Annotated in this window: 30 protein-coding genes; 1 reads left to right on the top strand and 29 read right to left on the bottom strand. The window is 63.0% G+C overall.

The window, feature by feature from the left end; genetic code table 11:
• The 26 genes from MAFF_RS34705 to MAFF_RS34580 all read right to left on the bottom strand — a co-directional run bounded on the left by MAFF_RS34705 (position 1) and on the right by MAFF_RS34580 (position 20,655).
• Complete coding sequence (locus MAFF_RS34705; RefSeq protein WP_010915699.1) at positions 1-756, bottom strand: hypothetical protein; 756 nt, start codon at positions 754-756, stop codon at positions 1-3.
• Positions 757-759: 3 nt separating this feature from the next.
• Complete coding sequence (locus MAFF_RS34700) at positions 760-3,717, bottom strand: hypothetical protein (protein WP_010915698.1); 2,958 nt, start codon at positions 3,715-3,717, stop codon at positions 760-762.
• 15 nt (positions 3,718-3,732) lie between these two features.
• Positions 3,733-3,939: a hypothetical protein gene (locus tag MAFF_RS41560; RefSeq protein WP_425280343.1), complete on the bottom strand. Its 207-nt coding sequence runs from the start codon at positions 3,937-3,939 to the stop codon at positions 3,733-3,735.
• A 143-nt stretch (positions 3,940-4,082) separates the two neighbouring features.
• Positions 4,083-4,517, bottom strand: a complete 435-nt coding sequence (locus tag MAFF_RS34690; RefSeq protein WP_010915696.1) for a hypothetical protein — start codon at positions 4,515-4,517, stop codon at positions 4,083-4,085.
• A gap of 82 nt (positions 4,518-4,599) precedes the next feature.
• Positions 4,600-4,824: a hypothetical protein gene (locus MAFF_RS34685; protein ID WP_010915695.1), complete on the bottom strand. Its 225-nt coding sequence runs from the start codon at positions 4,822-4,824 to the stop codon at positions 4,600-4,602.
• On the bottom strand, positions 4,824-5,765 hold the full coding sequence (locus MAFF_RS34680; protein WP_010915694.1) for a phage tail tube protein: 942 nt from the start codon (positions 5,763-5,765) through the stop codon (positions 4,824-4,826). Before MAFF_RS34680 ends, MAFF_RS34685 begins: the two co-directional genes overlap by 1 nt.
• Positions 5,766-5,809: 44 nt before the next feature.
• On the bottom strand, positions 5,810-6,250 hold the full coding sequence (locus MAFF_RS34675) for a hypothetical protein (RefSeq protein WP_010915693.1): 441 nt from the start codon (positions 6,248-6,250) through the stop codon (positions 5,810-5,812).
• Positions 6,250-6,891 carry a hypothetical protein gene (locus MAFF_RS34670; RefSeq protein ID WP_010915692.1) on the bottom strand — a complete coding sequence of 214 codons (642 nt, stop codon included), beginning with the start codon at positions 6,889-6,891 and terminating at the stop codon, positions 6,250-6,252. Before MAFF_RS34670 ends, MAFF_RS34675 begins: the two co-directional genes overlap by 1 nt.
• Positions 6,891-7,178 carry a hypothetical protein gene (locus tag MAFF_RS34665; protein WP_157866137.1) on the bottom strand — a complete coding sequence of 96 codons (288 nt, stop codon included), beginning with the start codon at positions 7,176-7,178 and terminating at the stop codon, positions 6,891-6,893. Before MAFF_RS34665 ends, MAFF_RS34670 begins: the two co-directional genes overlap by 1 nt.
• 109 nt (positions 7,179-7,287) lie before the next feature.
• A complete protein-coding gene (locus MAFF_RS34660) occupies positions 7,288-7,941 on the bottom strand; it encodes a hypothetical protein (RefSeq protein ID WP_010915690.1) in 654 nt (217 codons plus the stop codon).
• An 11-nt stretch (positions 7,942-7,952) separates the two neighbouring features.
• The gene (locus MAFF_RS34655) at positions 7,953-8,237 is read right to left on the bottom strand and encodes a hypothetical protein (RefSeq protein ID WP_157866136.1); all 285 of its coding nucleotides are present in this window, start codon (positions 8,235-8,237) and stop codon (positions 7,953-7,955) included.
• 62 nt (positions 8,238-8,299) lie between these two features.
• Complete coding sequence (locus MAFF_RS34650) at positions 8,300-8,737, bottom strand: hypothetical protein (RefSeq protein WP_044550303.1); 438 nt, start codon at positions 8,735-8,737, stop codon at positions 8,300-8,302.
• Between the two features lie 85 nt (positions 8,738-8,822).
• Positions 8,823-10,226 carry a phage major capsid protein gene (locus MAFF_RS34645; RefSeq protein WP_010915687.1) on the bottom strand — a complete coding sequence of 468 codons (1,404 nt, stop codon included), beginning with the start codon at positions 10,224-10,226 and terminating at the stop codon, positions 8,823-8,825.
• A gap of 14 nt (positions 10,227-10,240) precedes the next feature.
• Positions 10,241-11,086, bottom strand: coding sequence for a head maturation protease, ClpP-related (locus MAFF_RS34640; RefSeq protein WP_010915686.1), 846 nt, complete (start codon positions 11,084-11,086; stop codon positions 10,241-10,243).
• On the bottom strand, positions 11,083-12,387 hold the full coding sequence (locus tag MAFF_RS34635) for a phage portal protein (RefSeq protein WP_157866217.1): 1,305 nt from the start codon (positions 12,385-12,387) through the stop codon (positions 11,083-11,085). Before MAFF_RS34635 ends, MAFF_RS34640 begins: the two co-directional genes overlap by 4 nt.
• Before the next feature lie 2 nt (positions 12,388-12,389).
• Complete coding sequence (locus MAFF_RS34630; RefSeq protein ID WP_010915684.1) at positions 12,390-14,186, bottom strand: terminase large subunit; 1,797 nt, start codon at positions 14,184-14,186, stop codon at positions 12,390-12,392.
• Positions 14,187-14,190: 4 nt separating this feature from the next.
• On the bottom strand, positions 14,191-14,724 hold the full coding sequence (locus MAFF_RS34625; protein ID WP_010915683.1) for a hypothetical protein: 534 nt from the start codon (positions 14,722-14,724) through the stop codon (positions 14,191-14,193).
• Between the two features lie 23 nt (positions 14,725-14,747).
• Positions 14,748-15,107 (bottom strand): HNH endonuclease signature motif containing protein, encoded by a 360-nt coding sequence (locus MAFF_RS34620; protein ID WP_048894845.1) that lies wholly within the window; start codon positions 15,105-15,107, stop codon positions 14,748-14,750.
• 112 nt (positions 15,108-15,219) lie between these two features.
• Positions 15,220-15,906, bottom strand: a complete 687-nt coding sequence (gene nusG, locus MAFF_RS34615) for a transcription termination/antitermination protein NusG (RefSeq protein WP_244420696.1) — start codon at positions 15,904-15,906, stop codon at positions 15,220-15,222.
• Positions 15,875-17,005, bottom strand: coding sequence for a helix-turn-helix domain-containing protein (locus tag MAFF_RS34610; protein ID WP_244420695.1), 1,131 nt, complete (start codon positions 17,003-17,005; stop codon positions 15,875-15,877). The genes nusG and MAFF_RS34610 overlap by 32 nt, the downstream gene beginning before the upstream one ends.
• Complete coding sequence (locus MAFF_RS34605; RefSeq protein WP_044550298.1) at positions 17,002-18,957, bottom strand: DNA cytosine methyltransferase; 1,956 nt, start codon at positions 18,955-18,957, stop codon at positions 17,002-17,004. Before MAFF_RS34605 ends, MAFF_RS34610 begins: the two co-directional genes overlap by 4 nt.
• Positions 18,954-19,514: a hypothetical protein gene (locus MAFF_RS34600; protein ID WP_010915678.1), complete on the bottom strand. Its 561-nt coding sequence runs from the start codon at positions 19,512-19,514 to the stop codon at positions 18,954-18,956. The genes MAFF_RS34605 and MAFF_RS34600 overlap by 4 nt, the downstream gene beginning before the upstream one ends.
• Positions 19,511-19,810 carry a hypothetical protein gene (locus tag MAFF_RS34595; RefSeq protein ID WP_010915677.1) on the bottom strand — a complete coding sequence of 100 codons (300 nt, stop codon included), beginning with the start codon at positions 19,808-19,810 and terminating at the stop codon, positions 19,511-19,513. The genes MAFF_RS34600 and MAFF_RS34595 overlap by 4 nt, the downstream gene beginning before the upstream one ends.
• The gene (locus tag MAFF_RS34590) at positions 19,807-20,097 is read right to left on the bottom strand and encodes a hypothetical protein (protein ID WP_010915676.1); all 291 of its coding nucleotides are present in this window, start codon (positions 20,095-20,097) and stop codon (positions 19,807-19,809) included. Before MAFF_RS34590 ends, MAFF_RS34595 begins: the two co-directional genes overlap by 4 nt.
• Entirely contained in the window at positions 20,094-20,390 is a 297-nt protein-coding gene (locus MAFF_RS34585) for a hypothetical protein (RefSeq protein WP_010915675.1), read from the bottom strand. Before MAFF_RS34585 ends, MAFF_RS34590 begins: the two co-directional genes overlap by 4 nt.
• On the bottom strand, positions 20,383-20,655 hold the full coding sequence (locus MAFF_RS34580) for a hypothetical protein (protein WP_044550295.1): 273 nt from the start codon (positions 20,653-20,655) through the stop codon (positions 20,383-20,385). Before MAFF_RS34580 ends, MAFF_RS34585 begins: the two co-directional genes overlap by 8 nt.
• A 50-nt stretch (positions 20,656-20,705) precedes the next feature.
• On the opposite strand from MAFF_RS34580, the gene MAFF_RS34575 reads away from it, so the two are divergent.
• Positions 20,706-21,389 (top strand): hypothetical protein, encoded by a 684-nt coding sequence (locus MAFF_RS34575; protein WP_157866135.1) that lies wholly within the window; start codon positions 20,706-20,708, stop codon positions 21,387-21,389.
• Between the two features lie 2 nt (positions 21,390-21,391).
• On the opposite strand, the gene MAFF_RS34570 is transcribed toward MAFF_RS34575, so the two are convergent.
• From MAFF_RS34570 to MAFF_RS34560, 3 genes are read right to left on the bottom strand one after another with little or no spacing between them, the layout of a single operon-like run.
• Entirely contained in the window at positions 21,392-22,573 is a 1,182-nt protein-coding gene (locus tag MAFF_RS34570; protein ID WP_010915672.1) for a hypothetical protein, read from the bottom strand.
• On the bottom strand, positions 22,570-22,926 hold the full coding sequence (locus MAFF_RS34565; RefSeq protein ID WP_044550289.1) for an HNH endonuclease signature motif containing protein: 357 nt from the start codon (positions 22,924-22,926) through the stop codon (positions 22,570-22,572). Before MAFF_RS34565 ends, MAFF_RS34570 begins: the two co-directional genes overlap by 4 nt.
• A complete protein-coding gene (locus tag MAFF_RS34560) occupies positions 22,926-23,411 on the bottom strand; it encodes a hypothetical protein (RefSeq protein ID WP_044550287.1) in 486 nt (161 codons plus the stop codon). The genes MAFF_RS34565 and MAFF_RS34560 overlap by 1 nt, the downstream gene beginning before the upstream one ends.
• Between the last annotated feature and the right edge of the window lie 47 nt (positions 23,412-23,458).

Below are 23,458 nucleotides of genomic sequence, written 5' to 3'. Positions count from 1 at the left end.
TCAGAAGCCCTCGACGAATTGCAGTGTCGGCGACGACCGCCAGAACCCCTGCACCTCCCAGGGCAGCGTGAAGCCGGACGGAAACTTCATGACGCAGCGCGGCCGCGCGAATTCGACCCGGGTTCCCTGGATCACCGCCTCGCGCAGCGGACGATCGAGCGAGAGCGTGTAGCGCTGGCCGGCGCGCGCCACGCCATCGATCGTCTCAAAGGCTGGAACAGGGTCGGTATGATCCCAATTTCGATAGGCGCGCCAACCCTTGTTTGGATGGTAGATCGAAAACCAGTCGGACCAGCGCAGATTGCGGGCGGCACCATAGATTCGAAGCGTGACCTTTCCGGCATTGAGCGCTGCGGCATCCATATTGGCAATCACCGTCGTCTGGCTGTAACCGGCGCCATCGGCGAACAGGGCGCCATCGGAATGAGGAATGCCGCCGATGATGGGACGCGGGATGTTGCCGGAATCGACTGGAAAAGGCCCCATCCAGTCCGACTTGATCGGCACATTCATGAACCGCACACCGCTGTTCATCCGGGCAGCAACCCAATTGATATATTCGTGCTCTTCGCGCGCCTGCACGAAGCAGCTTTCATAGGAGCCGACAAGCATGCCACCGCCACTGGTTTCGATGGTGACCGATTCCCCAAGACCGTTGCGTCCGCCCTCCAGCCCGCCGCCCTTGGTGTCGAAGGACAGACGGGCGGGTTTCAGGAAGTCGATGTCGAGCGTGGGGAGATCCGTATAGCGCCCCATCGCTCAACCCTTCTGCGACGTGTAGCGCCGCTGCGTCTCGCCAAAGCCGCCGCTGACCTGGCCCTGGTGATACTCGCTGATCGCCTCTTGCGCGCCCTGCCGCGACAGCGTGCGGATATGGTCATCGCCGCTGGCGCCATAGATGTGCGTGTGGAGTTCTATCTTTGTCGGTTGGGCTTGTGCCGGCCGATTGGCATTGGCCGCCATGCGCATCGAAACATCATGCGGGATGACACGCGAGCCGCGCGGCAGGTCGACGATCTCGCCGCCCTGCTCGTTGATCCGCGCCAGGCCGCCAGGCGCAAAATCCGTGCCGCCGGCGAAACCGAAGAGTTTCGGGATGAAGCCGAGCAGCGAGCCGAGAAAGCCGCCACCGGAAGATCCTGATGCCGCGCCCCCGCCGGTATAGCCGAGGATGTCGGACAGCGTGGTGTTGGCCTGGAAATTCTGCGGCTTGAGCCCATCCAGGATGGAGGCAAGACCGCCCTTGCCGTCAATGCCGCTGGCAAGGCTCTTCACCGTGTTGGTGACGGTACTGTCGAGACCGCCGAGACTGTCAGACGCCTTGGCGACGGCGGCGTTGAATTTGTCGACATAGACCGATCCCGACGTGCCCAAAACATCCTTGGAATTGGCGCCGGTGGACAGAGGTCCGCCAGTGAACCATGCCGACGCGGCGTCCTGCGGATTGCCATACTTGGACAGGTATTTGCCGAACTGCTTTTCGAAGATCGCGTCCTGTGCGCCTGGATTGGACAGGAAGTCTTTTGGCGACATCACCTCGCCGAAGGTCTCTTTCGACCAGGACGGCAGGTTGCTCTTCATGACCTGGTAGGCGCCGAGCGCCTGGTTGCCATTTTTCAGCACAGGACCGAGCGCCGAATAGCCGCCGCTGCCTGCGCTCTCGATCGAGCGGATCGCCGCGGCATAGGATGCCATGTTGCCGACGGCGGAGAGAGGCGCACGCGTGACCGCGCCGGCCGCATAGTTGTCGTTGGCGGTCGATCCGAAGATCATGTCGGCGAAGCCGCCGGCGGTCCCGAAGGCCGCGCCGCCCGCACCCGGCCGCTGTCCGGTGATCGCCGATGCAAGCCAGGACGCGATGGTGTCGAAGATCTTGCCCAGCTGATCGTCCATCGACTTGGTCAGCGCGTTGAGGATCGACGTGCCGAGCGCCTTGCCGACATCGCCGCCATTGCGCAGCAGCTCGGATTTGAAATCGGTCAGGAAGCCGGTTGCCAATTCCTTGGCATCGCTGAATTTGGCGATATCGCGCATCTGCTGCACCGCCGGCGAATTGAGGTCGACGGCGAGACCGGCACCCTGCTGGCGCGATGCGATCTGCTGATCCTGCGCCGAACGGAACATCTGGTCGCGCTCAAAGGCAAGGTCCTTGTCAAGGCGCGCGCGTGCCAGGGCCTCGGCGACCGCGCCATAGGCCTTGGCCTGCTTGTCGATGATGGCGACCTGGTCGGGGCCGAGTTCGATGTTCTGCGCAAGCGCGGCATTCAGCGCCTGCTGCTTGAACGTGAAGGCCTCCAGCGCCGCACCCGTCAGGCCGAGCGCCGTCGCCTGGTTCTGCAGGTCTGATATCTGGCGCGACGACGACTTGCCGAAATCATTCATGAAATCCTGATCGGCCGGATTGTCGTCGACGCCACGGAAATGCGGGATGGGGATGTTGCCGCCGGCGAAGGTCGGGCCGCCGACGCCGCCGGCATCGGTGAACACCTTCTTGACCGCTTCGCGCAGCCGCTCGGCGCCCAGCTCGGTCAGCTGTAGGTTTGCCTGCAATTCCTTGATCTTGTCGAACAGCGGATTGTTGTCGAGTACGTCCTGAGTCTTCTGCAGGCCGGTGACATCGTCCGGCTGACGCACGAAGGGGATACCGCCATTGATGCGAGGATCGGCATAGCCCTGCCGCTCGAGGTCGCTGCGCGTGAACACCTGCTGGTTGACGCTCTTGCGCAGTTGAAGGCCGGCAATCGCAAGCTCCGATTCCTGCAGCTTGATCGACGCTTCCTGCCGCTTCAGCTCCAGTTCCAGCAACTGTTTCTTGGCGTCGAATTCCCGCTGTGTGCTGGCGACGATCGACGCCGACGCGGCCGACTGCGCGTCGGCGGTCGTGGTGATCGCCTTCTGGTACTCGCTCTGGATCGAAACCAGATCCTTGATCTTGCCGTCGATGGACTCGACCGAAGAAGCCTGTGCGGCAAGTGCACGGGTCGCACTGTCCACGCCAAGCGACGCCTCGGCGGAAAACGAGGCGATGAGCCTGTAGGCGCCGTATATGGCGGCAAGAGCTGCTATCCACGGCCCGGCGGCGCGCGCCACGCCGCCAAGGATGCCGACGCTATCCTTCAGCAGCGCGTTGAGCCCACCTTGTGCGGCATACATCTGGGCAATCTGCGGCCCCTGCTGCCCCGCGATGATCGCCAGCGGCGTGCCGGCGGCGAGGCCCTGACCGATGTCGAAGGCCTGGTAGCCGAGATTGGTGCGGCGGAAGGTATCGCTGCCGCCATTGCTGTTGGCCGGCGCGATCTGTTTTTGCGCGGCGAGCTTGGCATTGGCGGCAGAGACCGCGGCGGCAAGTTCGGTCTGGCCACGGGCCATGAACAGCGACGCGTCGCCGGCAAGCTGGAATTTCCGGTAGATGCCGTCGAGGATCGGCCCCGCCTGTTCCATCTTGATCTTGCCGCTGTCGATGCCGCGCGACAGCGAGTTGAGCGCCGAATTCATGCGCTGCGCCGAGGCATAGCCGTCGACGAACTGCCGCGACAGGCGGGCAAGCACGTCGCCGGACTGGACGATCTTGGCATCCGTCTGCGCGGCGGTGGCGGCAACCTCGCGGTTGGACGCCACCATGGCCTTGTCGGCCGTGACCTTCTGCTGGGCGCCAGCCGAGTATTTGGTGGCGTCAAGCTCGGGCGCGACCCGCAGGGAAGACAATTGCTGGACCATGAGATTCCCGCATACCTATGAGGATGGAGGAACGCTTTCTGGCGGAGGCTTGTCGCGCTTAACGACATGCAACAGCCAGGCGTCGTCGAGGATCTTGAGAAAGGCCCGGAACAGCTTGAAGTCGTCGCCCGATATGCCGTGGTCGTTGGCGTAGGCCCGGATCACCATGTACGGGATCGGACCCTCGCCACCCATGGCGCCATAGAAGCGGTCGAACCGGATCGCTTCCCACGCCTGCCAATAAAGCCGATGCCAGGGCTCCGGCTCGAACTCTATGCGCCCGGCGGGAAACGCTGCCTTGATGACCCAGTCTTCGGCGCCCTCTTCGGCCGCCAGCTCTTCAAGCCAGTCCTGCCGTTCGGGGTCTAGGCCTTCCCGCCAGATCCTGTCGCGGAAGGCCTCGAGGAGTTTTTTCCCGCTTCCTCGACGAACTCGACGTCGGTGAGCGAAACCATGGCGGCACAGTTCTGGACCGCGGCAATGAAGTTGCGGCCTTCCGGCTCGCACATCATGCCACGAGCTATCTCCTCGCTGTAAGGCTCATCGAAGCCGCGCCAGTCGTGCAGGATATGTTTGTGCAGCAGCTTGCCGACCTCGACCGTTCGGATATGCGGCGGCACCGGGACGCCCTTGTAGGCACGGGCCAGACGCTGCTCCATCAGGGCAAGCGCAGTCTGATAGGCGGGCAAATGCAGCGACGAAACGTTGAACTCGACGCCGGGGAAATCCGGTGATGGAATCCAGTCGCCTTTTTCTTCACGCGACAGATCGGCCTTCACCGATGAAAGCTTGATGGTCATTGGTTATCCTTTCGGGAGGATTGTGGCCGGAGCGCCCGAACGCTCCGGCCGTTCTGCGCAGAAACCAGTCTTGGCAGACTGATCAGTCCTGCTTTTCGGGAGCAGGTTCGCAAGCCGGAGCGGCCTTGCCGTCGTCGCGCGCCTTTTGCGCGAACTCCGCCGGCACCGGCGATGACAGGACGCCGGCGCGAAACGCGACGGCCCATTTGTTGCCTGTGTTCCACGGGTCACCGCGGAAGTCGGTCAGGGGAAGAATGGCTTCCGGTCCCGCACTGGCTGTCGGGGCAGTTCTCGATGGCTTGCGCATCAGGGTGCATCCGTCTTGGTGATGGTGATGGTCGCGGCCGAGGTCGCGTCATAGAAGCCCTGGAAAGGCACTTCGATGACGACAGGCTGGCCGTTGCCGGGAGCGGCGGGGCCGCCGTCGAGGAACTTCACCTTGGGCAGCGCGAACTGCAGCGCGTTGCCCGCCTTGTCCTGCAAGGTGAAGCCGATCGTCACGTCCTCATGATTGAGGATGGCGGTGTAGGCGGCCAGATCCTTGAACAACAAAGTCATGGTGCCGCTGGCCTCGAACCGGCCAAGCCCATGCCCCTCGGGCGCATAGGAGCCGACGACGTCGACCTGGTAGGTGTTGTTGGTGATGCGCAGGCTCAACGCCTGCACCTTCGGCGGCGACACCATGGTGGCCGAGGTGATCGACAGGGCCGCGACATTGAGGCCGGCGTTGAAGTCTTCCGTCGTGGTCGGCGCGGCATAGGTGGCGCCGGCGATGATGGCCGTGGTTGGCGTCGGGCTGTCGATGCCCATGATGCCCCATGACGCCTGCACCGGGGCGCGGGAGCGCATATTGAGGTCGAGCGTGTTCCAGCGGCAGCCGGTGTACCTGATATAGCTGTCGGTCGCGCCCTGCTCGTAGGTGAATTCCAGCGCGCCGGTCTTGTGGGTGATACCGTTCTTCAGCACGCCGGTCGTGAAAGTCGAGCAGAGCAGGCGCTCCAGCCAGGTGTTGTAGGTGTTGTACGAAAACCGGGTTTCGATCGTGCCGGTGACCGCGCGGCCGACATCGGTGATGCCGGGCACGTTGCGATCGGAGCGGACCTCGTCGGAAATGTCGGTCTGCTTGTTGATGCGCACGCTGGCCGTGCGATAGCGCATCACCTGGAATGGCGGGGTGGCCGGAATGGTGCCGGGCGTCGCTTCCGACACGTCGGCCAAACGGACTTGACTGCCGTCAGCGAACGACATGGTGCTTCTCCTTTGGTTTTCAGAAAGACCGGTCGAGGCCGGGGTTAGGTCGTCGGGGTCGACGTGATGTCACGACGGGTCCAGAAGATGGTTCCCGCGGTGGAATAGTAGTTCGGGAAGTCCTGGCCGGGAGAGCCTTCGCCGATCGACATTTCCGGCATGAACAGGTTGCCGATCGGCTTTTCGCGGAAGAGGTAGAGCAACCGGTTGGCATGGACGCGCCCTGCCCTGCTTCCGCTGCCGCTCGGCGTCATGACATGCAGATAGGTGACGCCGCGCTCTTCCCACGCATTGGCGCCGGGCGCGCCCATCGTGTCCTGATTGTAGGTATCGCCGTAGACCTCGACGTAGAGCCATGCCGGCGTGTTGGCGTCGAGCAGGTCCTGCACGAATTCATTTTCATAGCGGACCGGCAAGGCGCCATCGCCGGCGGCGTAGTCGTCGAGCACACCCTTGAACGCGTCGAAGGCTTCGGGGCTGGACATCAGTTCACCGGGTTCATGATGATGGAGGGATAGCTCAACACGCCCGATTTGCGACTGATGCGGTCATGGCTGCCACGCCCCTTCAGCCGGTATGGCATTCCGGAATGGATGCCGGCCGGCACGTCGAGAAACTTCGACGTGAAGGTGAAGGCGCCGCGAAAACGATTGGCCATTGCCCGCGCAGTGCCGGCGAACAGGACGCGTTCCGCCACGCCCAGCATGCCGACTTCAGCCTTGCGGACATAGGGCTGGAAATTGGTGATGATGATCTCGGCATCAGGCCGGATCCTGGTGAAATCGGTGACGACGGTGCGCCCGCCCACAATGACGATGAACGACGAGGCGAACCGGCCGGACTTGCGCGGCGAGCGCTTCTGCAGCTCTTCCAAAGCCGCCTTGATCACGAGGTCCCAGTTGGTGAATTCGTAGACGATCGCGCCCGGCGCCCGGTAGCTTTCCTCGGCGGCATCGGCGACGCCGTTGACGATGCGGGTGTAGTTCGGCGTGGCGAAGCCTTCGGCGATGACGCGGGCGAGCTCTGCCTTGGCGAACGCCGCAACCTGGCGGTTTATCTCATCCGGTTCGAGGCCCGCCGTGGCGACACGCAGATCGCGTTCGAAGAATTCGAAGCCGGTCGCCATCAGCCGGCCACCGTCAGATTGACGCGCACCACGACGCCACTGACGGCGATCGGGTCGGCGAACTTGATCTGTCGGACCTTGCCCTTGACGACTAGGAAGTCGTTTTCGCGTGGAATGCGCGGATCGACGGCACCAGGCGTGACGGTGTGACCGGCCGGCCAGCCTGCGGCCAGGATCTGGGTCAGCGATATCACCGCCATGGAATAGGCTTGCGTCGCCGTGCCGACTATCTCGGCGGCGCGAAGGCCACGCACCGATGCACGCACGGTGACGTCCTTGTCGGTCAAGGGCGAGCCTTCCTTGCGGCGGAGGGTGCAGTCCTCGCCGCGGCGAAGAAGTTTGTCGTCAAGCCTCGCGATCATGCCAGCCGGGGTGTCGGATTGGTCGACCACAGTCTTACCTGATGGTGAAATTGCGGAAGCGCTTCAACTGCCCGGCGACAATGTCGGGCACAGCGCCTTCGAATGACTGTCCCGGTACCGATCCGACCCACCAGGCCCGTTCGGTGCGCTCGACATCCGGGGTGTCGATCACCTCGGACTTAAGGGCAGGATCGCGCTTGCCTTCGAGCCATGCGTAACGGAAGAAATCGAGCGCAGCCTGCTTGAGGTCGCCCGGAACATCCGTGAAGCCTGCATTGTAGACGACAACAAGCTTCGTCGAGCACCAGCGGACAGGGCAGTCGTTCGACAGCCTGGTCAGTATGCCCGCCTCTGGATCGACGACATAATCTGCCGGATCAAGCGTGGTCGAGCGATTGTTCACACTGGCAATCGTTACATTGTGCCGGCGCCCCAAGACCAGACTGTCGGCGCGAACGCCATAGAACGTTTCCGACAGCGTTTCCTTGAGCAAGGTCGGCTCGCCGCCGGATGCGAAAGCGATTTTGCATTCCGCCATGATCGAGGCTGCGATGCGCAGACCCAATGGCGACAGGACGGCATCCTGACTGCCATCTGTCGACGCCAAACCTGCCGCCACCCGCATTTCCTCAGGCGTAAGCAGGGCCAGCGACGTCGCTGCAGTGGTGACAGTCAGGAAGGAGCGCATGAAGCAGGTACCTATTTGCCGGCTTCGAGCAGGGCGACGATATCAGCGTCCGTTGCGGCCTCCGGAACGTCGATTTCCTGTTCTGCCGCGAGCTTTTCAAGGTCGGGGCGCGAGAGCTTCGACAGATCGGACTTTCTGCCCTTTCCACCCTGCTTCTTGCCCGCGAATTCCGCATTCTTCTGGTTGACGGCGGATTCCGCGAGTTCACCATCGATCTCGGAACCGACAGCAAAGGTCTCGGATTCGGCGCGATCGTCACGCCGGCCGATGAATGATTTTGTCACAATGGCTTTCATGATTGTCTCCATGGCGATGAGACCGCCATTCTGGCGGCCTCAGGGCGTTCGGGTTTCAGTGATCAGGCGGCGTTCGGCTGGGGATTGTTGTAGCCGCGGCTCTTGATGACCGAAGCATAGAGCGGCGTACCAGTGCCGTGAGTGCCGCTGAAGTCGGCCAGGATCTTCAGGTAGCGCTTGCCGCCCTTGTAGCCATAGCGGCAGGTTTCAACGGCAGCGTGGGCAGCGACAAGCGACTTGATGATGCCGCCAGAAATGCCGGAAATGCCGAGCATGTCCGCATCCGTCACCGGCACATAGCTGGCATTGTCATCGGAATGCGTGACCTTGACCTCGATCTTGTTGGTGGCGTCGAAGGTGATGCCGCCAACACCGATGGCGAGTTCGATTTCAGCGGCATTGAACCCCTGGAGATCGATGGCCGCAGGGGTATTGTCGGCAGCCAGGACGGCAGGACCGAATGCGTTGATAATCGAGAGTTTGGAGTGAAGGTCCTTCATCGGACTGAATCCTCTTCTGGAATGATGGGAAGGGTGACGTGCGCCGCCAGGGCGGCGCACGGATACCGTCAGGCTCTCAGCCAGATCAGGTGCTGCACTTCAGCAGCTTGATCGCCTCGAAGTTCGAGATGCCGCCGCCAACGCGCTTGGTGGTGTAGAAGTGCACGTAAGGTTTGTTGGTCAGCTCATCGCGCAGGACGCGGACGCCCTGGCGATCGACGATCAGATAGGCACGCTTGAAATCGCCGACCGCTACCGGGAAGGTGTTGGTGCCGATCTCGTTCATATTGTCGTCGGTGTAGGCAGGCTTGCCGAAGATCGTCGGCACCTTTTCGTTGGCCGACGGCGGCGCCCAGACGTAGTTGCCCTGGCCGTCCTTGAACTTGCGGATCTTGGCCATGGTGGCATCGGTCGACAAGTAACTTGCATTGTTCCGATACCCCTGCTTCAGGCCATAGAGCAGGTCGAGCAAGGCATCGGCCGGGCTAACAGTGCTGGTCGGCGCCAGGAAATCGCTGGCGGCACCGGTCACCACATAGCCGACATTGCCCCACGAATAGTTGGCGTTGGCGACAGTAGGATAGGCAAGGATGCCGCGCGGACGCTTGAGGCCGTTACCCGTGACGAAGGCCGCCCCCTCTTGCTCGGCGAAGGTGATGTTGACCTCGTCGGCAAGCCACGCGCCGATGTCGATGATCCCGTCATCGAGCATGGTGCGGGTCGTGGCGGGATTGGCGTAGAGTTCCATCACCGTGAAGATCAGCTCGCGCAAGGTCGGCGTGCCCGTCTGCGGACGGGCCTCTTCCTCGCCGACCCAGCCGGAACCGGCACCACCCATGTTCACCAGCTTCTTGTATTCGCTGGTGCCGATGGGAAGGATGGTTGCGAGCTGGCGCATCGTGGACGTGACGCCCATGATGCGATCGATGGTCTTTTCGGTCTCGGTCGGCACGAGATAGCCGCCGTCCGGATCCGACTGGGTGGTGAGCGCCGCCTTGACCTGCAGTTCGCCAAGATTGCCGGCATCGCCCTTGCGGAAATAGCGGTTGAAGGCCTTGGCATGCTCACCGTTGGTCGGATCCGGCGCAGCCGAGCCGCCGCCGAGTTTCAGCGCCGCGATCGTCTGGTCGATTTCGGCCAGGGCAGTCGTCAGCTTGGTGATCTCGGCATTGATCTTGTCGACCTTTTCCGTCTGCACGACGTCCTTTTTCAGCGCCTTCAACTCGGCTTCATTCTCCGCCTTGAAGGATTCGAAGGTTTTCTGCAGTTCGGCCAGGATCTTGGTGGCATCGCTGGCATCGAGACGGACGCCGACAAGGCCGCGAGCGCGTTTGTTCAGCGCCGGCGCGCAGGTCATCGCCAGACCATAGCCGTGGTCGAGCGCATGGCCGGAAAAATGCGAGAGCATGTCGGGGCTCAGCGCGACGACGGCGCAGAGGCAGGCAACGGCAAGCGCCGCGCCCCAAAAGAGGGTGCGATTCACGTTCATGACAGGATTCCTTCTCAGGATTTGATGGTTTGGATCAGCCGTTGGACGGCCAGTGGGTCGAAGCCTGCATCTCGCGGGGCTGGTCGGGTTGCATCGCGCTGGCCCGACAGGGAATTGATCATTGAGGTACGCTCGCCGCGGGGTATTCCCGCTTTGGCAAGGGCTGCTTCGGTGCGGCGGCGCGCCAGTATCTGGTTGTCCGCCGCGTTCTTGGTCGACGCGGGCTCGGCGACCAGGTCGTTGTCAACCTTGTCGGCGAAGCCCTTGGCGACGGCGTCGGTCGGACCCATGAAAGTCTCGGCATCCATGAGTTTTTCGATGTCTGCACGGGCGAGACCGGTGCGGGCCTGATAGATATCGGCGATGGCGGAATCGAAACCGTCAAAGAGCGTCGCCGCATCGCGCATATCGTGCCGGTTTCCGACAACCATGCCCCAGGCGTTGTGGACCATCATGAAAGTCCCAAGACCCATGCTGATCTCATCGCCGGCCATGGCAATGATCGACGCGGCGGAAGCGGCCCAGCCCATGACCTGCACAGACACCTTGGCCTTGTGTTCGCGCAAAAGGTTGTAGATGGCGATGCCTTCGAACATGTCACCGCCAGGCGAATTGATCTTGACCACGATGTCGTTCGTGCCGATCGAGCGCAGGGCATTGGCCATGCGCTTGGCGGTAAAACCTCCGCCGCTCCAGAAATCCTCGCCGATCACGTCGAAGACGGTGATCGTGTTCGCATCCTGGTTGTCGGCCGCGAGCGGCTGCTCGCTCCATTTGGCCAGCACGTCGGAGGGCGCATCCCACTGGAAGTTCTGCGGGCGCTTGATGCTCTTCGCCTCGGGCAGTTGGCGCAAGCTCATGGGTTCGGCTCCGGTTGATTGGAGGAATTTCCGGCGGTATTCGGCGGGTCGTAAAAGCGCTCGCCATTGCCATCGGAACGCGGATTGATGTCTTCGAGGCCGCGAACCTCGTCAGGATTGAGCCAGCCCCACTGCAACGCGGCCTGGTAGTATTCCTTGCGCGCCTTCAGATCGCCGCGAACGAGCGCAGATCGGTTGAAGCGCGCGTAGAGCGTCGGCTCGTTGTCGTCGTCGAGGATGCGATTGATGGTTTCTTCCCAAGGCGTCAGCTCATCCTCGAGGGAGAAAGTGACAAAACCCTGCGTCTGCTGCTCAAGCCCGGTGCCGAAGCTCGTCTGCTTTTCGATGTCGCCGATCATGTGCGGTGGCACACCGTAAAACATGGCGATTTCGCTGCGCGAGAATTTCCGGCTTTCAATCCACTGGGCGTCGACAGCGCTGAGGGCGATCTGCTGGTATTCAAGCCCCTCTTCGAGGAGCATTGTCGTGCCTTCGCTGTCGCCGCCGCTGCGATAGGCTTCAAGTGAGGCTTTCAGCCGCTGATAGGCAGGATCCGACAGCGATTTGCCGGGCGGCATCTTGAACGCGCCGCTGGCCCGATTGCCATTGCGGGCAGCTGAACCGGAATACTGCTCCTGCGACAGCGCGGTGCCGATCGTTTCACGCGCATAGGTCAACGGCGTGACGCCGTGGATTCCGTCGAGCGTCAGGCCGATCAGGTAGAAAATGTCACGGTGCTGGAAGACAACTTCTCCGCCGCCCGGCTTGCGGTAGACGAACTCCAGGGCCATGTCGTTGCGTTGACGCACCTCGACACGATCCGGATGAAGGGGGATCAGAGCGACCACCTGGCCGAGCGAGCGAACAATCTGCGCCACGCCATGACCGCGAAGCAGTTTATGTGCCTGCATCATCCGCTTGAACTGGCTGGGCGTCTGCCAGCGGTTCGGGCGGCGCTTCAAGACACGCGAGAGCTGGTGATCGTCGGCATCTTCCCTGACCTTGGCACTGATGCGGCGCTTCAGGTCGAGCGGCATTGTCGCGGGCGGTCCAGACAGGATACGGACACAGGCAAAAACGGACGCCACGCGCAGCGCGCGATCGGGCGTGACAGACTGCCCCGAGGTCGACATATCGCCGGCGCGAATCGCGCGCTCCAGATCCTCCGGCGTTATGATCAATTGACCGGCGCCGGCCGACTGAATTGCTGATGCACGCGGCTCGCCCATCGTCGGCTCGACATGCACCGGCAACGCGACCGGCGCGGCGTTCCGTCCAAGCAGCCGATCAATCAATCCCATCGTCAAACGACCCTGATTCCGCGCTCGGCATAGACCGATGCTATTGGCGCTTCCGGATTCTTCACCATCATCGTCACCGCATCGAAGAGCGCCATTGCCGGGTCGATCTTGGCGTCGCCGGCGGTCTGTTTGGTGGCACGGATGGCGGTGGCGGTCGGCTCGATCTTGAGGTTGGCGACACACCACGGCATCAACGGGCCGCCGGCGTGACGCAGCATGCCATTCGACAGGCGCCGTTCAGCCGTCTTGATGGCGTTCATCAGGGCAAAACCCTGCGGCACGCCGACCAGCAGGCCGTTTTCCTGAGTGATGTCGATCTCGGGCGAGGCCAAGGCATCGACGAACTCGCCGAGGCCGGCCGGATCGACTGCCACGGATGACAGCAGGCCCGAAGCTTTGACGGTACCGATGATGTCGACGATCGACGCCAAATCCTCGAGGGCGGCATCGACGATCGTCAGATGTCCGGCCTTGTCGAAGTCGGTGAGGACGGGCGCGATCTTCTTGCGCCGCTTCAGAACGTCACGATGACACCAGGCATGCGACCAGGTCAGCCAGCGCTTCATCTTCACCAGCGACTCCCTGCCGTTGACCATCACAGGGATTTCGATCTCGTCAGGTTCGCGGCCGACCAGCGTCAGGCCGAAGAGATCGTCGAGGCCGCCGCCGTCGACACCGACCACAACAACCTCGGAACGCTCCAAAAACCGATCCAGTGCTGCAAAGTGGTCCAGGACGGCGAGCTCCGGATCTGCTGCACGCTCCCAGTAATTCGCCCCAGGCCAGCGATTGCCGCGCTGGCGCATGCCGATCTCGACATTGAGATGCTTGGCGAGGAAGCTCTGCCAGGTGTCGCCTTCCTCATCCTCGCCGCTCTGGATCTTTAGCAGCTTGCGCTCAAGCCAATCCTTGCGGACCGAACGGCCCATGTTCGGATTGGTGACGTACCAGTTTGCCGGGTCGAGATAAGCCTCGTTGTCGATCATGGGATCGGGGAATTCGTAGAGAACGCCGAGGCTGGTCGGATCGTCAATCTTGCCGTCGCGAACATCGCGGAAATAGTCGAGCTTTTCCTTGAACACGCCCGCCGGCGGCTCATCCGACTGCGTCGTGATGTAGATCACGAAACCTTCCGGCCGCGAGATCAGGCCGCCGGTGGCCTCCTGCAGCATGGCCGCCGCATTGGCCTTCTTCCCGAACAGCCACAATTCTTCGATCAGGACGAACGCCGCCTTCTTTCCCGCGGCAGTGTTGGAATCGGCGCTGACGATTTTCAGCACCGCCTTGGTCAGCGTGTGGGTGATTTCCTTGGTGTTCTTGTTGACGTGCAGCAGGATCGTCAGATCGGGGTCCGCCGCGACCATCGACGCGGCGGGGTTGAAGGAATTGCCGGCGACCTCTTGAGTAGGCGCGAGGATCAACAGCTCCTGATTATGGCGCCAGTTCCTGATCAGGGCCGTCAGCATGATCCCAGCCGCGAGCGTCGACTTGATGTTCTTCTTGCTGATCAGCAGAAAGAACTCTTCGATCACGCGCTTGGCAGATTCCTCGTCATAGGCGCCGAAGATCGCGGAGACGAAATCGAACACATACTGTTCGCAGGATTCGCCGAATGTCGGGTGCCGGTGGCGGCCCAGCTTGCGGTCGTAGACTTGCGGCAGGTCCGTAATCTGCAGCGACTTGAAGACATCGAGCGCCGCTTCGGCCTCGGTCGGAAACAGCGGGGCAAATGGGATCAGGCTTTCGCGGTTGACGATGCGGCTTTCCCAGTCGAGACACGCTGTACTGAACCGCGGCATGAGATTACTCGCCGTCGTCGACCGCTACGGCCTGCCCATTGCTGGCCACAAGCCGAGGTGCGGCGGGCACGGCATACTTTCCGCCGATGGCTTGGGCGCTTTCCAGCCGCTGATCCTTCTTCGAGACGTAGCCGCGAGCGGCAGGCTGATTTGCCGCCTTGCCTTGAAGGTCGCGCGACACGCGTTCGGCGCTGACGGAATCGAGCATTCGGAGAGAAGCCGAGAGTGCAGCGGCATTGCCTGCAAGGCCCTGCTGGATTTGAGCGGTGCGCAGCTTCGTCCGGAGCCTGGACAGCAGAACGTCCCTGTTCCGCGTCAGGTGCAAATAATGTTTGCGCAAAGTCGGCACGGAAATCCCGAGCGTCTTCGCAACTTCCCGATTGGTCATGCCAGATGCCAGCAACACCATGATATTTATGATGTTTTCTTCTGTCGGCTCATGCTCCGGCCGCCCTGCCCTTCGCGGGGCAAAGTCGAACGGGTTGCCGAACAGGTCAAAATCCTGAGCCAAAAGAAAAAATCTCCAGATGAGCCCCATGCGGTTGGAGGCCCCATGGCGGTCTAGAGATTTGACCCGCCCCCCCTTGATCGTGATGAGAGGCGTGCCGCTCTGGCCGCGACGGTCTTGCGGGTGTGGTGCGAGCCGCAGAGGCATTGCCCGTTGGCTGCGTCGAGGAGAGCGCCACCATCGCGACGCTCGACGATATGGTCGGCGAACAGGCGGTGCGCCGGTGCTGCCTTGGTGCAGCGACGTCCATTGTCTATCGCTTCGCATCGGTAGCCGGCACGGCGATACACAGCATTGCGCCACTGCCTGTACTCAGCCGATTGCAGCTCGGCGTCGGCGACCTTGGGTGCCACCTTCACCGTTCGTGTGTCGATCGAGCGAATGGCCGGAGCCATCGTCTTAATCTTCGCCATGATGTCTGGAATCTTATCCATCGCGGGGAAGCTGGGTTGCTTCCCCTGGGGCTGATGGCGCGGTCCACCTGTTCGGCGTGCGACTCTTTCAGCTCGTCCTAGGTCGGACTCGCTAATCCAGTTTGGTGACTTCCGCAAGAGCGAAGCCGATCGGCGTCTTGCGACCGAATATATCGACCTCGACGTGCACCTTGTGCTTGTCGCCCAGCATCAGCACCACAGCCTCGAAGCCGGCGAACGGACCGCTATCGATCGACACCTTGTCACCGGCCTTCAGCGCATTTGTCAGCACGGCTATGGCTTCAGGATCATTCTCGATACGTGCTTGGAATTTAAGGATTTCCTGTTCGCTGACAGGGCTTGGACCATCACAGCCACCGATGGGACCGAGCACGCCTGAGACCGTCCGCAGGCCGGCCCATGTTGCTGCACACGACACCACTTTGACGAAGATGTAGCCCGGAAAGGATGGCACCCGAACAGGCTCCAAAGACTGGTGTTTGCGCCTGCCGCGACGCTTCGCCTCGCATTCCGTGTGCAGCATGACGCGCTCGACGTTGGCCTCGCCAAGCAACTTATCCACAGCAATGTCGGCGCGGTCCTCGACCCGGAGCACGTACCAACGCGCCTCCGGACCGTCCTGACCAGCCGCGGCGAGCATCGCCTGCTCACGGCGCGATAGTGCGATTCGCTTGTCGCTCTTCTGCCAGGCGCGGTCGACGTTGATAACCTCGCCTGTAGAGCGATCCACCCAGACGTGTTCACGCTCACTCAGCCGCTTCACGTCCGCCCGCATCATTGTTTCCTCGCACCGCCTGTTCGAATTCCGCCAATCCAGCTGGCCCGCCTGCCGGGAAGTAAGCCACGCGTCCCGGATCCGGGAGCCACGGCCATCCCTGCTGCTGGAAATGTGCCTTCCAGTCATCCCACTGCGAGGTATCGACCGGTACGGCCACCATCCGGCTCTTGAGCGCATGGAAGCGCTCGCCGAAGCGATGGCCACGACCTTGGCGCGCATTGGCGAACAGGAAGAACAGTTGCGGCCAGCGCTCGGCGAAAGCCGTCGCCTCCGGATTGGTCGGGCCTTTCAGCACATGCCCCATCACCCACGCCATCCACACCGGCCCGAAAGGCGGCGCATAGTCGTCGGCCCTCGCCGCCGCCTGTGCCTTCGCTGGCAGCTTTTCCCAGCGCTTTTCGGACAGATAGACCGCGAAGGTGCAGATCACCGTGCGCCCGGCCACCTTGGCGCTGGCCACGTAATCGGCCATGCGGTCGGCGGCGGCATCGCGCTCCTCATCGGTCAGCTTGCGCGCCTCGGCCAGCGCTTTCGGCCCGCTGTCGCTGATGTAGCTCGGCCAGGCCGGATGCGTCTTCTTCAGCCAGCGCTCGATCTGTTTTTCCTCTTCCCGCGCACGCTCTCTCTCGACGTTAACAGGGGTCGTTAGAGAAGTGTCGTTAATAGGTGCCGGTCCAGGACCGGCAGGGGGTGCCGGTTCTGGACCGGCAGGGGGTGCCGATATACCGGCAGGGGTGCCGACTGGCCGGCAGGGTATTTCCGCCGTGGAATCAGCCGGTTCGTCGGCCTCTTTCACCAGCGCCAGATTGGGGTGCACCGGATCGAGGATGACGCGATACCAATGCGCGCTGTCGCGACCGGAGATCTCTTCCTGCTCATGCTTTTCGAGATAGCCGGCCTTCACCAGCCGCTCGACCGCCTCGAACACTGTCGAGCGCGCACAGCCCATTTCGTCGGACATCTTTACCTGGCTGCGCCGGCACCAGCCGAGATCGTCGGTATGGCGCCCGAGCACGCAAAGCACCTGCAGGTCGCGCGGCTTTAGCGACCTGTCCGTGGCGGCGCGCGCCGGGATGATGGAAAGGCGTGGTCCAGTCACTCCGCCGCCTCCGCGAAGGCATGGCGCACGTTGCATTCCGCCAGCAGCTTGATCATGTGCGGCGGCACGCTGTTGCCGACCAGATGATACTTCTCCGTCTTCGTCAGCCGACGCGTCTTGCCGTCGATGGTGATTTCAGCCGGCAGCGCGCCGGGCTTGAAGCCATGCGCGGCAGCGCCCTCCTCCGGCTCCAGCATGCGGATGCCGATGTCGTCGATGTAATGCCGCACGCCCTTCACCATCACCTCGACCAGGCCATAGCGCGCCTTGCCGGTCAGCGCGCCGAGCGGCTGACGCACGTCGTCATCCTGCTTGCCGGAGCCGAAATAGTGCTGGAGGAAGCCGAGGATCAGATGCGCATGGCTGCCACCGGCGCAGATCGTCGCAAGCGGCTCCACGATCGGCCGCCCGTCGGCATTGGTGCCATGCAGGTTACCGAGCGTCGCGGCAACCACGCCTTGCGTCGAGCCGAGTGTTACGATGGTCGACAACGGATCCTCGGCCGAACGTCCCGGTTCACCCGTGTTGTGCTGCGCCATGAAGGCCGCCATCAACGCGGCCTTGCTGCCGCCGACCTGTGTTCCGGCCGGCTCCTCGAGGTCGAGCACGCGCGGCGCTTGCCCTTCGCGTTCGCCATATCCAGACTGTATCAAGCTGGCTGCAACGACCGCCTTGCCACCGCTGGCGCCGACCGTACGCAAGGGATCATCGAGCGACCATTCAGACACGCCGCGCCCCATGCCCTCGCCATGCGCAGTATCGACCAGCGTCGCCGCTACCAATACACGGTCCTCTTTGCCCGTCGTCGTGCCGAGCGGTTCCAGCATGTCGCGCGGTGCCGACTGTGCTGCGCGCCCGCCGGCGCCGACGACGGTCGCGCCCAAAACGGCCAGGCCTGACGAGGTGTGCAGTGTGTTGATCGGCTCATCGACGGAATGCACGCCGTTGCGAGCAGCCGCGCTATGCTGGTCGGTGCGGATCAAGGCCGGCGCCACAACCGACATCTCGCCGCGGTGAGCCGTGGTCAGCGTGCGAAGCGGTTCGGCGGCATCGTGCACCCGGTCATCACCGGCATGTGTGATTGGCACAATGAACGGTTTCGCCGCATCGACGACATAGCGCATGACGCCGCGCGCGGTGCGCCGCAGCGTCGCCTCGGCCAGCGGTTTCTTGCGTCCGAAGATCGATTTCACCGGCAGCGACCAATCGATGATCGTATGCGCGCCGACCCATGGTTTTAGGCCCAGCCGCTTGGCATCCTTGCGCGGGGCATGCGTGCGCACTGGCCAGACGATCGGCCTTCCGTCGGCCTGCGCGACACCGAAGAACCGCTTGCGGATGGTCGGCACCCCATAGTCGGCGCAGACCAGTACGCGATACTCGAAGCTGTAGCCGAGGCCGCGCAAATGCTTTAGCCAGGCGCGCCAGATGCGGCCCTTGTGAGCAGGATCCGGGATCAGCCATTGCTCTTGCACCGGCACACGCTCGCCCTTGCCGGCGACCGAACCATCGAGCCGCAACACGCGCCCCGTCGCCGGGTCGCGCTTGGCGATCAACGGCCCCCACGTGGTGATCTCCTGCACATTCTCCATGGTGATGGTTTCGGGCCGCACCGTTCCAGCCCAGCGGCAGATCACCCACGCCAGCGACCGCCGCCGCTTGCTGACCGGCTTCGATCCCTTGGCGACGGAGAAATGCGTACAGTCGGGCGAGGCGTGCAGCGCGCGCACGCCCCGCCCGCCGGTCACCTTGCGTGGGTCCGCCTCGAACACGTCGCAGCGCAGATGCCTGGTGTGCTGGTGCCGCTTTTCGTGCACTGCCACGGCAACTGGATCGTGGTTGATTGCGACGTGGACATGGAAGCCGGCATCCTCCAGTCCGTCGCAGCCGCCGCCCATGCCGGCGAACAAAACGATCGTCATGCGGTTGTCGAGCGAAAATGGTGCGGTCATCTCTGGGCCTTCAGCCATGCGGCGAAACTGGCGCGCAGGTCTTTCCATGCGTCGCCGGCTCGCCCGCCTTCGTTGAGTTCTTTCCGTGAGGTGACGCCGAGCAGCGAGCGCACCTTTTGCGCGGCGCGCTCATTGGTCAGCGGGCGCTCAAGCCCGTGCCGCTCTTCCAGAAACACCTTGAAGGCCGGCTCCTGACATTTCATGGCGCACTCGGCGGCATAGTTCTTCGGCTCGCTCGCCGCCGGCGGTTCGGCCTTGGGATTGGAAACCGGGGGATCGCCACGAAGCAGCCGGATTTCGTCGAAGGCCCGGCGCAGCAGATCGATCAAGAAGCGCACCGCATCGGGCGCGTTGCAGGCGAATTCTATTTCCTCGACCGTGGCGTCGCTGAAGCGGGCCAGCACGCAGCGCCCGCCAGCCGCCATGTCGTCACGCGCCTCGATCAGGCCGCCATGCTCGTCATGGGCTCGCGTCCAGTCCGCCGGCGCGATTGCGTCGAGCGAGGCCCTGATGGCCTTCAGCTTGGCGGCATCGGTGGAGCGGGCAGCGGCGTTCATGGCATTCGCCCATGCTTGCGCATGGCGCGGCCAAGCACCGTCGCCGCCCGCTCCAGCGACTTGCGCGCCGAGATCTCGCCGACACCATACTTTGCCTGCGCTAGCCTGTCGGCTGCACTGGCCACCTGGCGGCATGCCTCCATGATGTCGTCGTCGGCCTTGCTGACCGATTTCGGCTTGGGACGCGGTTGCGACGCGGCGATGCGCTCGACCTCGGCCAGCAGCATTTCGCGCACCACGGGCGCCAGCTTGCGCGCCAATTGGCCCTCGATCTGGTTTTCAACGCGCGCGGTCATGATGCACCTGCCGAGAATTCAGCCATGCCGATGCGGAATTGCTCCGCCACGATCGCCAGTTCAGCAGGCGGCTGGCCCTTTCCATCGCGCACTGCCAGCGACAGCGAGACACGCACGGCCAGAAAGTTCGCCCCGGCTTCGAAACCTGCCCGGTGGCAGGCGGCGTCGATAACCGGATGAAACGTCATCACCACGGCATCGGGCATGCGCAGCAGGATATCGGCGCGTGCGCGGTCGCCGTCGGCATCGTGCAACTGGCGCAGGATCGGCAGCATGGAATCGGTCATGGACCGTCTCCTGTTTCACATGGGACAGATGGTGTAACCAATTGCGCTGCAATGGTTTTCAGGGTCACGCGACGGTGCGGCTGGCGCTCCAGATACGCGTATGGATCAAGCCCCGCCATCTCGCAGAGCAGCAGATAATTGCCGGCCGACAGCGTCTTGCCGTTGATGGCGCGCGACAGCATGGCGCGGTCTGTGTCGGGCCATTGCTCTTCGGCCCGCCGCAGCGAATAGCCGAGATCATTGAGCCGGTCCTGAAAGGCATTGGCAAAGCGCAGGAAGGCGACATCAGCCATGGATTTGGCCTCCGTCGTCGGTCAGCACGATACCTGCATCGGCTGGAAAATGGCCGAGCAGCGCCCAAAGCCGCACCCGCGACTCCGCCTTGCGCAGCCGCCCGGCAAGCGCGTATTGCACCGACTGGACATGGACGCCAGCTGCAGTCGCCGTCTGGCGCGCGAACTTCTGGGCGGTCAGGCCATGATCATCCTTGGCCAGCACCTGGCACGCTTGCAGCATTAGACCGAGCATGGTTGGCGAATATTCGGGCAAAGGCTTCATGCGCACGCAGCCCTCGCAAAGGTGGGCTCTCGCGTGCTATGCCGCCTCTCATGAGTAGATTTTGGTATTCGATCGTCTTTTACATCTACTGTGTAGTTTTGGCAGGGATTGTCCTGCTGCCGAGCTACTTTGACTTTGCCGATGTCTGTCCAGCCAAAAGCGAGGCCGTTGTTTGCCTCCAGACATGGGTAAGCGCCTTGAGCGGTTGGGCTGCCTTCATCGGCGCCGTCATCGCCATTCCCTTCGTGGCTGCACAAGTCCGCGAAGCGCGCCGCCAAACCGAGTTCATCGTTGGTGACGCCATGCCGACTGCAAACATGCATGATCCCCGGGAAACTCGGGTCGACAATGCCTACTCCACACGCCTCAAGATCGTGAACTGGAACCGCCACCCGATCTTGATTCGGTCGATACAGTTGATGGAGCCGACCAATGTTGAGCTTTTTGGCGTCGAGGTAGAGGACCACGATGCTGGCCGGCGACACATTCTCCAGCAAGAACATAAACGCGGGCGGATGTATGTCCCGGGATGGGTCGACAGAAGCAAGATGCCGACCGTCGCGGAATTCGATCTGACTTTCTCGACGGCGGATCCCGCATTGATAGCGATCGCACAGAACGACCTGGTTCGATGCCCGATCACGCTTAAGGTCGAAATCACCATCGCCGGCGCGCGCCATCAAACCGAGGCGCTCATGGTTGATCGGCCCGATGCGCTTGTCCTTGCAGGATAGCGTCATGCCGGCACCGCCTTCCCCCGGCGCTTAGGCTTCCGAGCATTCTTGGCGTCGAGCGGCCCGCTTAGGATCGAATTCTCGAACGTCTTCCAGTCGACGCGAACCAGTTGCGTGCCGCGCTTGCCATCGGCGTCATAGGTGTTGGTCGCCTCATCCAACGTCCAAATGAACCAAGCAGTGTTCATGCGGCTGGAGGCGATGTCGCCGGTCCAGCCGTCGCGGTGCATCATCGGCAGACGGCGGGTGAAGACGAAAACATCCGATGGCGGATGCTCGTCCATGGCAAAATTGCGGTTTTCATCCTCGAAACCGCAGAGGAAATTCAAATTCAGCAGCAGCGCGATGCGGCGAGGCCGGTGCGCGCGCAGCGCATGCGCGACGAAGGCATTGAGGTCGGCGCCATAGGGCGGATTGGTGACGATGTCGGGCCGGTCCGGATTGTCGGCTCGCGGCGCGGTGGACATGAAGTTTTCGGCGCGCTGCAGTTCGCCGTGGCGATCGACGGTGCCATAGTCGACGAGGTCGGAAAGCTCGACCTCATAGCCGGCATCTTCCAGCATTCGCGATATGGCGCCCTTGCCGCACGCCGGCTCCCAGACCTTGGCCGAGAAGCGCATGAACGACAGCAGCGTGCGCATTGCTTCCGGCGGCGTCTCGTATAGATTGTTACCCCGCTCTGCTGCGGTCGCACTATCAGTGCCGACGGAAGCGCGCAGGTTCGAGCGGCTGGGCTCCAGGCCGGCAAGCAGGCGCGCGGCAATGGCGCGCTCGACAATGCCGGGCGTGCGCAATTCAGCATCGCGCAGCTTGCGCGCCTCGTGAACATCCTTGGCCGAAAGGCCAGCTTCTTCCTGGGTGAAAGTCTTCCCGTCTGGAATAGTTTTCGGTCGGCCCTTGGAAGCCTCGCCTTTGGCTTGCGCGGCATCATATTCGTCGGCCAACCTGACCTTGGCGCGGGCCTCAATGAGCAGCGCGTCCCCCTGGAGCTGACGCGCCTTCCTCACCAGCCGATCGGCGGCACCAAACCGGGCAGCAAATGCCGCGCCAGCTTTGGCCTGGTCATAAACGCCGACCGCAAGCATGCGCGCGGCAGCCACGTCGCCGTCGTCGAGCAGCGCACGGGCGCGCTCAACGACCTGCTGCAGGCCAGATGCATCGAAGGCCTCAACGATCGCGCTCATTTCGCCACCGCCTTCCGCCGCCGCCGCTTGCGCCGGACAACGCCGTTGGCGGCGTCGCGGCGTTTCTGGTTTTCGATGTGGCTGACCATCTCCAGATGGTCGGGATTGACGCAGCGCCGGTTGTGGCACTTGTGGTCGATCTGCTTGTTGCGCGGCACATAGCCGAATTCATTGGTAAAGCTGACTATGTGCGCCGCGACCGTGCGATCGTTCAGCTTCATGCGCGGATAACCGCCGCCGCGCCCGGTGCCGCTGTCGCCCATGGTCCAGAACCAGCACGGCGAGACATAGCCGCCGTCGCGGATGTCGACGGCGGCTGCGATACGACCGGCAATGGCAGCGCGGCGATCCACTATTCGCCCCCCACCACCTTCAGCCCGCCGCTGGCGCGCGCGCCGGCGAGAATCTTGCGGTATTCAGCGGTGCCCGCCTCGACCTTGGACAAGGCGCGGTCGATCCGCTGGCTTTCGGCCGGCGTGAGGAGTCCGTCGGCGAAGGCAAGCGCGCCTTCGGACATCAGCTCGCCCATGCGCACGACCGTCTCGGCATGCGCCGACATCACGTTGCCGTTGACGGGCGTCGCCTCATCTTCGGCGAAGCGGCGCCCGCGCGCCGAAGCGATGGCCTCGCTAAGGTCGAAGCGCCCCGTCTCTTCCTCCAGCGCGAAGATCGCAGGCAGTTCCATGAGTTCTGGGCTGTCCGGATTGTACCAGCGGCCGACGACGCTCTTGGAGTAGGAGCAGACGGCGGCGGCGCGCTCTATCCCGCCGGCGGCGGCGATCAGGTCGCGCTGCTTCGCCTTGATCAGGAAGTGGCGGGCATTGGCATTCGGCACCATCGTGGCCTCCTCAGACGCAAAGGTTTCCCGCGCCGGGAAATCCCGGC

It is taken from the genome of Mesorhizobium japonicum MAFF 303099, assembly GCF_000009625.1.
In the GTDB taxonomy this organism is placed as follows: Bacteria; Pseudomonadota; Alphaproteobacteria; order Rhizobiales; family Rhizobiaceae; genus Mesorhizobium; species Mesorhizobium japonicum.
The sequence above is the reverse complement of the archived record's forward strand: the minus strand, read 5'-3'. Positions and strand labels throughout refer to the sequence as shown.